The organism is Streptomyces sp. NPDC001851, from assembly GCF_040297165.1.
Classification (GTDB): domain Bacteria; phylum Actinomycetota; class Actinomycetes; order Streptomycetales; family Streptomycetaceae; genus Streptomyces.
In genome coordinates this window covers 496,973-508,627 of record NZ_JBEOYR010000001.1, presented here as the reverse complement: position 1 = coordinate 508,627, position 11,655 = coordinate 496,973, and the positions used below count along the sequence as shown (strand labels likewise).

Annotated in this window: 13 protein-coding genes; 5 read left to right on the top strand and 8 right to left on the bottom strand. The window is 71.2% G+C overall.

The window, feature by feature from the left end:
- Window positions 1-33: 33 nt before the first annotated feature.
- Window positions 34-1,047 (top strand): tryptophan--tRNA ligase, encoded by a 1,014-nt coding sequence (gene trpS, locus ABT171_RS02405; protein ID WP_351238865.1) that lies wholly within the window; start codon window positions 34-36, stop codon window positions 1,045-1,047.
- A gap of 136 nt (window positions 1,048-1,183) precedes the next feature.
- Window positions 1,184-1,756, top strand: a complete 573-nt coding sequence (locus tag ABT171_RS02400; protein ID WP_351238863.1) for a 2'-5' RNA ligase family protein — start codon at window positions 1,184-1,186, stop codon at window positions 1,754-1,756.
- Between the two features lie 41 nt (window positions 1,757-1,797).
- Here the strand turns inward: ABT171_RS02400 and ABT171_RS02395 are convergent, their stop codons facing one another.
- A complete protein-coding gene (locus ABT171_RS02395; RefSeq protein ID WP_351238861.1) occupies window positions 1,798-3,177 on the bottom strand; it encodes an FAD-binding protein in 1,380 nt (459 codons plus the stop codon).
- A gap of 116 nt (window positions 3,178-3,293) precedes the next feature.
- Here ABT171_RS02395 and ABT171_RS02390 point away from each other — a divergent pair, with 116 nt between their 5' ends.
- Window positions 3,294-4,214 carry a YihY/virulence factor BrkB family protein gene (locus ABT171_RS02390; RefSeq protein WP_351238859.1) on the top strand — a complete coding sequence of 307 codons (921 nt, stop codon included), beginning with the start codon at window positions 3,294-3,296 and terminating at the stop codon, window positions 4,212-4,214.
- Here the strand turns inward: ABT171_RS02390 and ABT171_RS02385 are convergent.
- Entirely contained in the window at window positions 4,162-5,397 is a 1,236-nt protein-coding gene (locus ABT171_RS02385; protein WP_351238857.1) for a D-alanyl-D-alanine carboxypeptidase family protein, read from the bottom strand. The genes ABT171_RS02390 and ABT171_RS02385 overlap by 53 nt on opposite strands.
- 91 nt (window positions 5,398-5,488) lie before the next feature.
- On the opposite strand from ABT171_RS02385, the gene ABT171_RS02380 reads away from it, so the two are divergent.
- Together ABT171_RS02380 and ABT171_RS02375 are read left to right on the top strand one after the other, a co-directional pair.
- Window positions 5,489-5,728 (top strand): SCO4848 family membrane protein, encoded by a 240-nt coding sequence (locus tag ABT171_RS02380; protein ID WP_351238855.1) that lies wholly within the window; start codon window positions 5,489-5,491, stop codon window positions 5,726-5,728.
- Between the two features lie 143 nt (window positions 5,729-5,871).
- Window positions 5,872-7,416, top strand: coding sequence for an ABC transporter substrate-binding protein (locus ABT171_RS02375; protein ID WP_351238853.1), 1,545 nt, complete (start codon window positions 5,872-5,874; stop codon window positions 7,414-7,416).
- Here ABT171_RS02375 and ABT171_RS02370 read toward each other — a convergent pair whose 3' ends face one another.
- From ABT171_RS02370 to ABT171_RS02345, 6 genes are all read right to left on the bottom strand, one after another.
- Window positions 7,417-8,034 (bottom strand): Uma2 family endonuclease, encoded by a 618-nt coding sequence (locus ABT171_RS02370; RefSeq protein ID WP_351238851.1) that lies wholly within the window; start codon window positions 8,032-8,034, stop codon window positions 7,417-7,419.
- Between the two features lie 90 nt (window positions 8,035-8,124).
- Window positions 8,125-8,865 carry a TetR/AcrR family transcriptional regulator gene (locus tag ABT171_RS02365; RefSeq protein WP_351238849.1) on the bottom strand — a complete coding sequence of 247 codons (741 nt, stop codon included), beginning with the start codon at window positions 8,863-8,865 and terminating at the stop codon, window positions 8,125-8,127.
- Window positions 8,866-8,896: 31 nt separating this feature from the next.
- Entirely contained in the window at window positions 8,897-9,391 is a 495-nt protein-coding gene (locus ABT171_RS02360) for a thiol-disulfide oxidoreductase DCC family protein (RefSeq protein WP_351238847.1), read from the bottom strand.
- A gap of 14 nt (window positions 9,392-9,405) precedes the next feature.
- Complete coding sequence (locus ABT171_RS02355) at window positions 9,406-9,813, bottom strand: hypothetical protein (RefSeq protein ID WP_351238845.1); 408 nt, start codon at window positions 9,811-9,813, stop codon at window positions 9,406-9,408.
- A gap of 96 nt (window positions 9,814-9,909) precedes the next feature.
- Window positions 9,910-10,320 (bottom strand): VOC family protein, encoded by a 411-nt coding sequence (locus ABT171_RS02350; protein ID WP_351238843.1) that lies wholly within the window; start codon window positions 10,318-10,320, stop codon window positions 9,910-9,912.
- Window positions 10,321-10,409: 89 nt separating this feature from the next.
- On the bottom strand, window positions 10,410-11,642 hold the full coding sequence (locus ABT171_RS02345; protein ID WP_351238841.1) for an MFS transporter: 1,233 nt from the start codon (window positions 11,640-11,642) through the stop codon (window positions 10,410-10,412).
- Window positions 11,643-11,655 lie beyond the last annotated feature (13 nt).

The following is an 11,655-nucleotide window of genomic DNA, read 5'->3' as shown; positions in this document are numbered from 1 at the left end:
GAACCCTCCGGGCTCTCTGCGACAATGAGGGGTATGGCTTCAGACCGACCTCGCGTGCTCTCCGGTATCCAGCCCACGGCAGGCTCGTTCCACCTCGGCAACTACCTCGGAGCCGTCCGCCAGTGGGTGGCCCTGCAGGAGTCCCACGACGCGTTCTACATGGTCGTCGACCTGCACGCGATCACGGTCCCGCAGGACCCGAAGGAACTGCGCGCCAACACCCGCCTGGCCGCCGCCCAGCTCCTCGCGGCCGGCCTGGACCCCGACCGCTGCACGCTCTTCGTCCAGAGCCACGTCCCCGAGCACGCCCAGCTCGCCTGGATCATGAACTGCCTCACCGGCTTCGGCGAGGCCAGCCGCATGACCCAGTTCAAGGACAAGTCCGCCAAGCAGGGCGCCGACCGCGCCTCCGTCGGCCTGTTCACGTACCCGGTCCTGCAGGTCGCCGACATCCTGCTGTACCAGGCGAACGAGGTGCCGGTCGGCGAGGACCAGCGCCAGCACATCGAGCTGACCCGTGACCTGGCCGAGCGCTTCAACGGCCGCTTCGGCGACACCTTCGTGATCCCGTCGCCGTACATCCTCAAGGAGACGGCGAAGATCTACGACCTGCAGGACCCGTCGATCAAGATGAGCAAGTCGGCGTCCACGCCGAAGGGCCTGATCAACCTGCTCGACGAGCCGAAGGCCACGGCCAAGAAGGTCAAGAGCGCCGTCACCGACACCGACACGGTGATCCGCTACGACGCGGAGAACAAGCCGGGCGTCAGCAACCTGCTCACCATCTACTCGACCCTCACCGGCACGTCGATCGCCGAGCTGGAGCGCGACTACGAGGGCAAGATGTACGGCGCCCTGAAGACCGACCTCGCCGAGATCATGGTCGAGTTCGTGACGCCGTTCCGCGAGCGCACCCAGCAGTACCTGGACGACTCCGAGACCCTCGACTCGATCCTGGCCAAGGGCGCGGAGAAGGCGCGCGCGGTCGCCGCGGAGACCCTCGCCCGGGCCTATGACCGCGTGGGTTTCCTGCCGGCCAAGCACTGAGGCGTACGACCGCACACACGTCCGTGGACAGAGCGCTGCACATCACTTCCGCTGCGCCTGCCCACAGGACAGCCGTGGCCGTACAGTCGATAGCCGGACGACTGAGAACACAACAGGCGCGACGACAGGAGACGACGTGGGGACCGTAACGATCGGCGTGTCGATCGCGGTCCCGGAGCCCTACGGCAGCCTGCTCCAGGAGCGGCGCGCGGGCTTCGGCGACGCCGCGGCTCACGGCATCCCCACACACGTCACGCTGCTGCCGCCGACGGAGGTCGACGAGGCGGAGCTGCCGGCCGTCGAGTCGCACCTCACCGAAGTGGCCGCGGTGGGCCGTCCGTTCCCGATGCGGCTGTCCGGCACCGGCACGTTCCGTCCGCTGTCCCCGGTGGTCTACGTCCGGGTCGTCCAGGGCGCCGAGGACTGCACCCTGCTGCAGCAGCGGGTGCGGGACGCGTCCGGGCCGGTCGCGCGCGAGCTGCAGTTCCCGTACCACCCGCACGTCACCGTCGCGCACGGGATCGACGAGGCCGCGATGGACCGGGCCTTCGAGGAGCTGGCCGGCTTCGACGCGCAGTGGCCGTGTACGGGTTTCGCCCTGTACGAGCAGGGCGCGGACGGCGTTTGGCGGAAGCTGCGGGAGTTCACGTTCGGCGGGTCGGTGGTTCCGCCCCAGGCCGGCGCGCTCCGCGGCAGCGCGGTGTCCTAGGGCCTAGCCGGCCGCGTCACCAGCCTTTCCGGTCAGCACACTTAGAGGCCGAGCCGGCGGGCGAGGTCGGAGACGAACACTCCGCGCGGGTCCAGCCGGGCGCGCAGGGCGCGGAAGTCGGTCACGCGCGGGTACATGGTGGTGAGCAGGCCGGGGCGGAGCCGTGCGTCCCCGGCGAGGCGGATGCGGCCGCCGGCCGCGGCGATCTCCTCGTCGAGGCCGTCGAGGAAGGCGGCGAGCCCGGGCAGCGCGGCCGGGACGTCCAGGGCGAGGCTCCAGCCGGGCAGGGGGAAGGAGAGCCAGCCGGCGTCCGTGTCCCCGAGGGGCCGCAGGACGGCGTGCAGGGACGGGCAGCGGTGTGCGGCGAGGCGCCGCAGGATCCGGTGCAGGGTTTCCTCCTGGCCGTGGCCGACGGCGAACTCGTGGCGCACCCGGCCGGCGCGGCCGTGCGGGCGATTCCCGGGCGGTACGTACGGCAGGGGCTCCGCGGGGCCGAAGAGGGCGGCCAGCGACCGGAGTTGGCCGATACGCCCGCGTGGCACCGCCGTACGGTGCCGGATCCCGCCCAGCAGGCCGGCGGCGGTGCGGCCGAGCAGACCGCCGGTGACGAGGGCGGGGACGAGACCGGGCATGAGGCCGGGCATGAGGGAGTGGATGAGGGCGGGGGCGGTCGCAAGACGGCGGGGGCCAGGGGGCAGAGGGTGCCGCCACGCGCGCGTGCCCCTGCGGAGGCCGTCGAGCGGGGTGTGGTCGGCGCGGGTGAGGACGGCGCGTCCGGTGGCCGCGCCCCGGGCCGTGAGGTCGATCCGGGCGGCGCAGTAGCGCGCGCGGTGACCGCCGCCGGTCAGCCGGGCCATCAGGTCGTCTAGGTCGGTGGCGCGTTCGGTGCCGACGGTCAGATACGCCGTCTGCACCGGCAGCAGCCGGATCGTGGCCGTGAGGACCACCCCGGTCAGGCCCATGCCCCCGGCGGTCGCCTCGAACAGCTCGGTGCCCGGCTTGACCGCGTGGACCTCGCCGTCGGCGGCGAGCAGCTCCAGGGACAGCACATGGCGGGAGAAGGCCCCGGAGACATGGTGGCTGCCGCCGTGGAGGTCGGTGCCGATGGCCCCGCCCACGGTCACGGGGCCGGTGGCGGGGGCGACCGGCACGAACCAGCCGAGCGGGAGCAGGAGTTCGGTCAGCCGGTGCAGCGGGACGCCGGCGCCGCACAGGACGATGCCCTCGTCGGCGTCGACGACGTGCACGCGGTCGAGGCCGGTCGTGTCGAGGACGGTGCCGCCGGTGTTCCGGGCGGCGTCCCCGTACGCCCGTGCCGGGCCGCCCCGGGCGACGACACCGCCCGCCCCGCGGGCGCGGACGGCTGCCGCGGCCTCCTCGTACGTCCGCGGGCGGATGACGGAAACCGTGTCTCCAGGCATGTCGGTGACCGTATCGCCCCGGTATGGGTGGTTAGTTACGGAACATTCGCCCGCTCCACACAATGGGGGATTAGTGGGATGTCATACGAGCGCGCCGGCAGGGGCAGGGACGGATCATGGACTGGCTGAAGAGACTCCCCGGCATCGGGCCGATCGTCACCCGCCTGATGGCCACGCACGCGTGGCGCTGCTACGAACGGCTGGACCGGGTGAAGTGGACGCGGCTGGCCGCCGCCATGACGTTCGTCAGCTTCGTGGCGCTGTTCCCGCTGCTGACCGTGGGCGCCGCGATCAGTGCCGCCACGCTCAGCCCGGAACGGCAGAAGACCGTCCAGACCAAGATCGCCGAGCAGTTCCCGGGCGTCGTCTCCGACCGCCTTGACCTCACCTCGCTCGTCCACAACGCCGGCACCGTCGGTGTCATCGCGGGCGCCGTGCTGCTGTTCACCGGCATCGGCTGGGTCGGGCAGGTGCGGGACTGTCTGCGGGCGGTGTGGGAGCTGCCGGACCAGCAGCAGAACCCGCTGGTGGCCAAGGCCAAGGACGCCGGCGTCCTGCTCGGACTCGGCGGCGCGCTGCTCGTCACCCTCGCCGCGTCCACGCTCGCCTCGGCCGCCGTCGGCCTGGTCTCGCGCGAGCTTGGCCTCGCCGAGCGGGGCTGGGGCAGCGTGCTGCTGCGGATCGCGGCGTTCGCCGTCGCCGTGCTCGCCGACTTCCTGGTCCTGCTCTACGTGCTGACCCTGCTGCCCGGGGTGGAGCCGCCGCGCCGCCGCCTGCTGGTGGCCGCGCTGCTCGGCGCGGTCGGCTTCGAACTGCTGAAGCTCCTGCTCAGCGGCTATATCCAGGGGGTGGCCGCGAAGAGCATGTACGGCGCGTTCGGCGTGCCCGTGGCGCTGCTGCTGTGGATCAACCTCACCACGAAACTCGTCCTGTTCTGCGCCTCCTGGACGGCGACGCCGAGCACGGAGGACGGCCCCGCCGGAGTCACGGACGCGTCCGACGGCGCACCAGGTCCGGCAGCGGCCACCGGCGGTTGATCAGGTACACCGCGCCCGCCAGCAGCACCAGCGCCCCGCCCGTCACGGCCGCGGCGACGCCGACGCCGCGGGAGCCCGCGCCGGTGGCGGCACCGGCCACCGGCCGGGAGCCGGAGCCGCCGCTGCCCGCGGACGGTCCGGCGGAGGCGCCGGCCCCGGACTGCGCGGGGCTCGGCGCGGCGCTCTTCGGCGGCACCAGCTCGCCCACCGCGTTGACCTTGCCGGCCGCCTGGAAGCCCCAGTCGAACAGCTTCGCGCTCTCCTTGTAGACCTCGTTGTGCTCGTGCTTCTGCGGATTCATCACCGTGACCAGCAGAACCTTGCCGTTCCGCTCGGCGACGCCGGTGAACGTGGCGCCCGCGTTGGTGGTGTTGCCGTTCTTCACCCCGGCGATGCCCTGGTAGACCGGCACGTCGGTGTCGCCGCTCAGCAGTCGGTTGGTGTTGCGGATCTCACCGGACTCGAACTTCGCGCTGACGGTCGAGCAGTAGTCGCGGAAGTCCTTCTTCTGCAGCCCGGACCGGGCGAACAGCGTCAGGTCGTACGCCGACGACACCTGTCCCGGCTCGTCGTAGCCGTCCGGGGAGACGACGTGGGTGTCCAGGGCCTGCAGCTCGTCGGCGTGCTTCTGCATGTCCCCGACGGTCTGCGCGACACCGCCGTTCATCGCGGACAGCACGTGCACGGCGTCGTTGCCCGAGCGCAGGAAGACACCGAGCCACAGGTCGTGGACGGTGTAGGAGTGGCCCTCCTTTATCCCGACCACGCTGGAGCCGACGCCCACGCCCGCGAGGTCGGCCGAGGCCACCTTGTGCTCCATGGTCCGGGGAAACCTGGGCAGCAGGGTGTCCGCGAACAGCATCTTCAGCGTGCTGGCCGGGGGCAGCCGCCAGTGCGCGTTGTGCGCGGCGAGCACCTCCCCCGACTCCGCGTCGGAGACGATCCAGGAGCGGGCGGTGAGGTCCTTCGGCAGCACCGGGACACCCGGGGCGAGGTTCACCTGCGTGCCGGGGAGCCCGAGCCGCTCCCCGCCCACGGTGGACATGCGGGCCGGAGGCGTCGCCGACGGACTCGCCGGCGGGGTCGGGACGGCCAGGGCGGCGGGCGCGGTGACGGACAGGGACAGCAGGGCGGTGGCGGCGACCAGCAGGGAGCGCCGGACGGTCTTCTTCGGTGCGGGCACGGTCGAGAACGTACCTTTTGTCGGCCGTGTAGGCCCATGACCCAGGTCACCCCCGACAGGGAACCGGACAGCCGGCGGTGATACTGGTGCCATGAAGCTCAGCCGCCCGGTCTCCTGGTTCCTGCTCGTTTTCGGGGTGTGGTCCTGGGTCATCTGGGTCACTTTCGTCAAGAACCTGGTCAAGGACAGCAGCGGACTCGCCTTCGACCACGGCCACCCCACCGCGTACTTCTGGGTGCACCTGCTGCTGGCGGTCGTTTCCTTCGTATGGGGGACGGTCATCGGAGTCATCGGGTTGCGCGGCCTGCGCGCACTGCGCCGGACGTCATAGCGCGGGACGCGGCGCACCGTTCTCGCACCTCTGGTCAGAAAGCCCTTCCCCCCGCTGAAACAGGTGTGATTAGGTGAGCCGCGCCACTAGGGGAGTGGTCAGGGGTAGGGCCTGGGGAGGGCACCACCATGCGATCTGTTCGCATGCGCGTTCTCGTGACACTGCTCGCGCTCGCGGTCGTGGGAATCGGCGGCTGGCAGCTGCTGCCGTCGCAGCAGGACCAGAACAAGACGATCACGGTCGGGACGACGGACGCCGTCACGAACCTCGATCCGGCCGGTGCCTACGACGCCGGCTCCTGGGCCCTGTTCAGCAACGTCTTCCAGTCGCTGCTGACGTTCGAGCCGGGCGGTGTCGAGCCGGTCCCGGACGCGGCGAGCAGCTGCGCCTTCCAGGGCGCCGGCCTGCGGACGTACCAGTGCACCCTGCGGTCCGGGATCACCTTCCCGAGCGGGCGGGCGATGACGGCCGAGGACGTGAAGTACTCCTTCGACCGCGTCAAGAAGATCAACTCCGATGTCGGCCCGGCGTCGCTGTTCTCCACGCTCGCCTCGGTGACCGCCGACAGCGCGACGACCGTCACCTTCCACCTGTCGTCCCCCGACGCCACCTTCCCGCTGAAGGTCGCCACCGGCGCCGGGTCGATCGTGGACAAGGACAGCTACCCGGCCGGCTCCCTGCGCACCGGTACCGCGGTCGACGGCACGGGCCCGTACACCCTGGCCTCGTACACCAGGGGCCGGCAGGCCGACCTGAGGCCGAACGGGCGGTACAAGGGCTACCTCAGCGGCACCGGCCGTCCGATCGAACTGCGCTACTACACCGACTCGGCGAAACTCGACAGCGCCTGGAAGGCGGGCCAGGTGGACGTCGCCACCCGGGACCTGCCGCCGCATGTGCTCTCCCAGCTCAACCCGAGCGACCCCAAGCAGCGCATCACCGAGTCCGACAGCGCCGAGACCCGCAACCTGTACCTCAACACCCGCGCGAGCTCCCCGCTGCACGACGTACGGGTGCGCCGGGCGATGGCCTGGCTGGTCGACCGCGAGGAGCTTTCCGCGACGGTGTACGAGGGCACGGTCGACCCGCTGTACTCGCTGATCCCGGCCGGCCTCACCGGCCACACCACCTCGTTCTTCGACGACTACCCGAAGCAGAGCGCGCAGAAGGCGCGTGAGCTGCTCACCCAGGCCGGGGTGACCCTGCCGGTGCGCTTCACCCTCGGCTACGGCAGGAAGCGGGGCGCCGGTGAGCAGGAGGCCGCGGCGCTGAAGAAGCAGCTGGAGGCGGGCGGCCTGTTCAGGGTGGACGTCCAGGGGTACGAGTGGACCGACTTCCAGAAGCGCTGGGCCGCCGGGAAGATGGACGCGTGGGCGGTCGGCTGGGTGGCCGACTACCCCGACCCGGACACCTTCGGCGCCGCGCTCGTCGGCACCGGCTCCACGATGAGCACCGGGTACAGCAACAAGCTGGTCGACCACCTCATCCTGGACAGCCAGCAGTACCCCGACCGCAGCCGGGCCGCGAGCGACTTCAAGGACATCCAGGCGGACGTCGCCCAGGACGTCCCGCTGATCCCGCTGTGGCAGCGCAAGGAGTACGTGGTCAGCACCGAGGACGTGGGCGGCGGCCAGTACCTGGACGACGGCACGGGCGTGTTCCGCCTGTGGCGGCTGAACTGGATCTGATCAGTCGGCCTTCTTCTGCCCGGCCCTGATGATCTGCTCGACGTCGAGGGTGACCTTGGCGCCGACCGAGTCGGGCAGCGTGACCGTCTCGCCGGGCGCGTGGACGCGGTGGTTCGTGTACTCGCTCCCGTCGGGGTCGGTCAGCACGTGGAGGCGCTGGTGCTTGCGGTCGACCACCAGGTAGACGGGGACCTTGGCCTCGGCGTAGGCGCCGACCTTGGTCTTCAGGTCGTCCCGCCAGTTGCTGGAGGTGACCTCCAGGACGAGGCGGAAGCAGATCGGGTCGTACGCGTTGTTCTCGATGAAGTGGTCGTCGATGTCGGCGTCGACCACCGCCAGGTCGGGAATGCAGTAGTCCTCGGCGCCGGTGGGCAGCTTGATCGCGACGCTCTGGAGGACCTCGGTCTCCTCGCCGTGGAGTCCGGCGGCGATGAAGGGGATCATCAAGCCGGTCAGCGCGCGGGCGTGGGGGGCGTCCCGTGAAGGGGTCACGAGGAGATGGCCTCCGATGATCTCGACGCGGTAGCCCGGATGGCGCTCCATGATCTCGTCGGCGAGGGCCGTCAGGGAGAACGGCTCGTCGGCGTCGAAGGGCTGCTCGACGGATGCGGCGGACATCGCGTGCCTCCTGGGGGCTGGTGTCGAGAGCATCATCGTAAGCAGACGGAACCCCCGGTGTCCTTTCCCCACGCGTTCACCCGAAAGTGATCACTCGGCCGGTTTGCGCCCCGGATCCGGCAGCGCCCTCGTCATCCCCGGCAGGAAGTCCGTGAACAGCTCGTGGACCTCCAGGACCAAGGGCCGCAGCACCCGGAAGCGGGCCAGCGCGACCCCGCGGGCGGTCAGCCGCGCCCCGCGCCGCGCCAGCCGGTAGCTGCGCTCGCGGTCCTCCGTGCGGTCGAAGACCCAGTACAGCACCAGCCCCATCTGGGAGAGCCACATCAACTCCGGGAGGACGTCGCGCAGTTCGGGGGCGACTTTGGACTTCGAGCCGGCCAGCACCTCGCGGTGGACGCTGATCGCCTGCTCGCGGGCGTGCTCGCTCTCCGGTGAGAAGGGGCTGAGCGGGCTGTCGGGGTCGGCGGCGTTCTTGAAGAACTGCACCGCGAACTCGTGGTACGGCCGGGCGATGTCGAGCCAGCGGGTCAGCACACCGGCGAGCCGCGCCTCCAGGTCGGTCTCCCGGTCCAGGATCTCGCGGACCGCCGCCTGGTGCTCGGCGGCGATCCGGTCGTAGAAGCCCTGGATCAGGTGTTCCTTGCCCTCGAAGTAGTAGTAGGCGTTGCCGACGGAGACCCCGGCCTCCTTGGCGATGGCCCGCATGGTGGTCTTGTCGTACCCGCGCTCCTGGAACAACCGCATCGCGGTCTCCAGGATCAGCGCGCGGGTCTGCTCGGACTTGCTGCTGGGGGAGCCGGCCGTCTCGGGACCGTCGTTCTTCGCGGGCACGGGAAGAGCCTAACGAGTGCGGCGGAGGGCCCTAACCGGCGGCGCAGGAGCCGTCGGAGCAGGGTGGCGGGCTGTAGCTCCACCCCGTGCTCGGGTGGTACGTCCACCCGTCGGACCGCCGGTAGGTCTGGTGCCCGCCCCACTGCGCGCCGCGCCATTTCGCCGCCGCCAGCACCGCCCCGCGGGCGAGCCGGGCGCCGGCCGGGGTGCTCAGGCGGTGGGCGAGGGGTCGGTGCTCGCGCAGGGCCCACAGGACGACGATCCAGGCGCGGGCGCCCCGGTAGACCTGGCCGGAGTCGCCGACGACGGTGACCTCGTCGAGGGTGGCCCGGTGGTCGAGCCCGGGGAAGCGGGCCCGGGCCCGGTCGGAGCCCGCCGGCAGCAGCTCCAGCGGGACCAGCTGCGGCTGGCGTGCGAGCCAGTCCCGCAGATGCGTGCACAGGCCGCACTCGGCGTCGTACAGCACGGTCAGCCCGCGGAGGGCCGGGACGCCCCCCGTGGCGCCCCGGTCCTCCGCGGCGGTCATGCCGGTCACGGTGGTCACGCCCCGGCCGCCGGGGTGATCCACTCCTGCGGGGTGACCGGGGGCCGCTGCTCGCGCTCCATGAGCCCGCGCCGCCGGATCCGGTTGAGCACGTACACGTTGCCCAGGTGCATCACGCCGAGCACCAGCAGGACCACGCCCAGCTTGGTCGACAGCGCCTCGAAGATGCCGCGGGTGTCCTCGATCGTGTCGTCCCCGCTGAGGTACAGCGCCACGAAGCCGAGGTTGACCAGGTAGAAGCCGACGACCAGGAGGTGGTTGACGGCGTCCGCGAGCTTCTCGTTCCCGTGCAGCACGTCGGCGAGGAAGACCCGGCCGTTGCGGCTGAGCGTGCGGGCCACCCAGATGGTCAGCGCGATGCTGACGACCAGGTAGATGACGTAGGCGATGACGGTGCGGTCCATGCCCCACCCCTTCTTGAACGCGTTCAAAACGCTGCCACAGGGATGACTGTAGACCTGTTTTTGAACGTGTTCAACTCAAGGGTGTGGCCTCGTGGGTCAGTAACGGCGGCCCAGTTCCGGGCGCTTGGTGTAGTCCGTGAAGCCGAGGATGTTGCCCCAGGGGTCGGCGATCTCCACGGTCCAGCCGGTGGCCACGCGGAACACCTCGTCCAGCGGGGTGATGCCGGCCGCGGCCAGCTCCCGTGCCGCCGTCCGTGCGTCCGGCACCTCCAGCCAGATGCGCGGCGAGGGCCAGGGCGGCGTCCGCTGCCCCATCGCCTCCTCGGCGCGCAGCAGGATCCCGGGGGTTTCCGCGCCGACCCTCAGCAGCGCGATCCCGGCCTCGTCGAACCGGAATCCCACGGTGAACCCGGCCCGCTCGTAGAAGGCGAGCGCCTCGCCGAGGTCGCCGACGGGGAGCAGCACGTTGTCGAAGCCGAGCAGTTCGTACGACTCTTCGTCTGACATGTCGTCAGATTAAGAGCAGTGGTCCCGGGAAGCGAGGAGCCCCACCGGAGCGGACTCCGGTGGGGCTCGTCGGGGTGGCGGACGAACGGCTATGCCTGATCACTTCCACCGGCACCAGGGTGGTGGCAGAGGCCGTCCGCACGCGCCGCACGGTACCCGGCCGGGCCTTCCGTGAACGTGTACAGCGCCAGTAGGTGGCGGGCGAGGGCGAGTGCAGCGAGCAGCGCGACGAGCACGCACACGCCCCACCAGCCGGCCTGGCTCCAGACGCGTGTCCCGAGCCAGGAACCTGCGCTGCCGCCCAGGTAGGCGCAGGTCATGTAGGCGGTGTTGAGCCGGCTGCGGGCGTCGGCGCGCAGGGCGTAGACGCGGACCTGATTGGCGACCATGCCGGACTGCATCGCGGTGTCGAGGAGCAGCGTGCCGAGTGTCAGGAAGGTCAGACCCTGCGTTCCGCCCTGGGCGCCAAGGGCGAGGACCGCGGCCGAGACGAGTACGCCGAGCATGCAGACGAGGTTCACCGGATCGGGGCCGTAGCGGTCCACCAGGCGGCCGGCGAGCGGGGTGCAGACCATGGTCGCCGCGCCGACCAGGGCGATCATTCCCACCGCCTGGGCACCCAGCCCGTAGGCCGGACCGGCGAGCAGCAGCGCCAGGCAGGTCCAGACCGCGGAGAACCCGGCGAAGACGGTTGCCTGGTAGAAGCACGAGCGGCGCAGGTCCGGCTCGGTGCGCAGCAGGCGCAGCGGCTCGGCCAGGAGCGCTGTGTACGGCCGGCGGGAGGACGGGGTCGTGGTCGGCACCGCGAACGCCAGGACGGTGGCGAGGATCAGGGCCAGGACCGCGGCGATCAGGTAGGGGGCCCGCCAGCCCAGCCACTCACCGAGCGTGCCGCTGAACGTCCGGGCCAGCAGCATGCCGCCGGTCGATCCGCTCAGCAGGGTGCCGATCACCGCTCCCTGGCGGTCGGCGGCCACGAGACCAGCCGCCAGGGGGCCGACGATCTGCGCGCCCACGGTGGTCAGGCCGACCAGGGTGCTGGCGGCGATGAGGGCCGGCAGAGCCGGTGCGCAGCCCGCTGCGAGCAGTGCCAGGCCGGTCAGGGCGAGGAGGACGACGAGGAACGAGCGGTGCCGGAGCCGGTCGCCAAGCGGCACCAGCAAGACCATCCCGGCCGTGTAGCCGGTCTGTGTGGCGGTCACCACGGCAGCGGCCGAATCGGGCGACACGTGCAGCCCGGCGGCGATCAGTGGACCGATGGCCTGCGGAAAGTAGAGGTTGCCCACCGCCACGGCGCACGTGACAGCCAGGATCAAGACCATCCGACGGCTCATC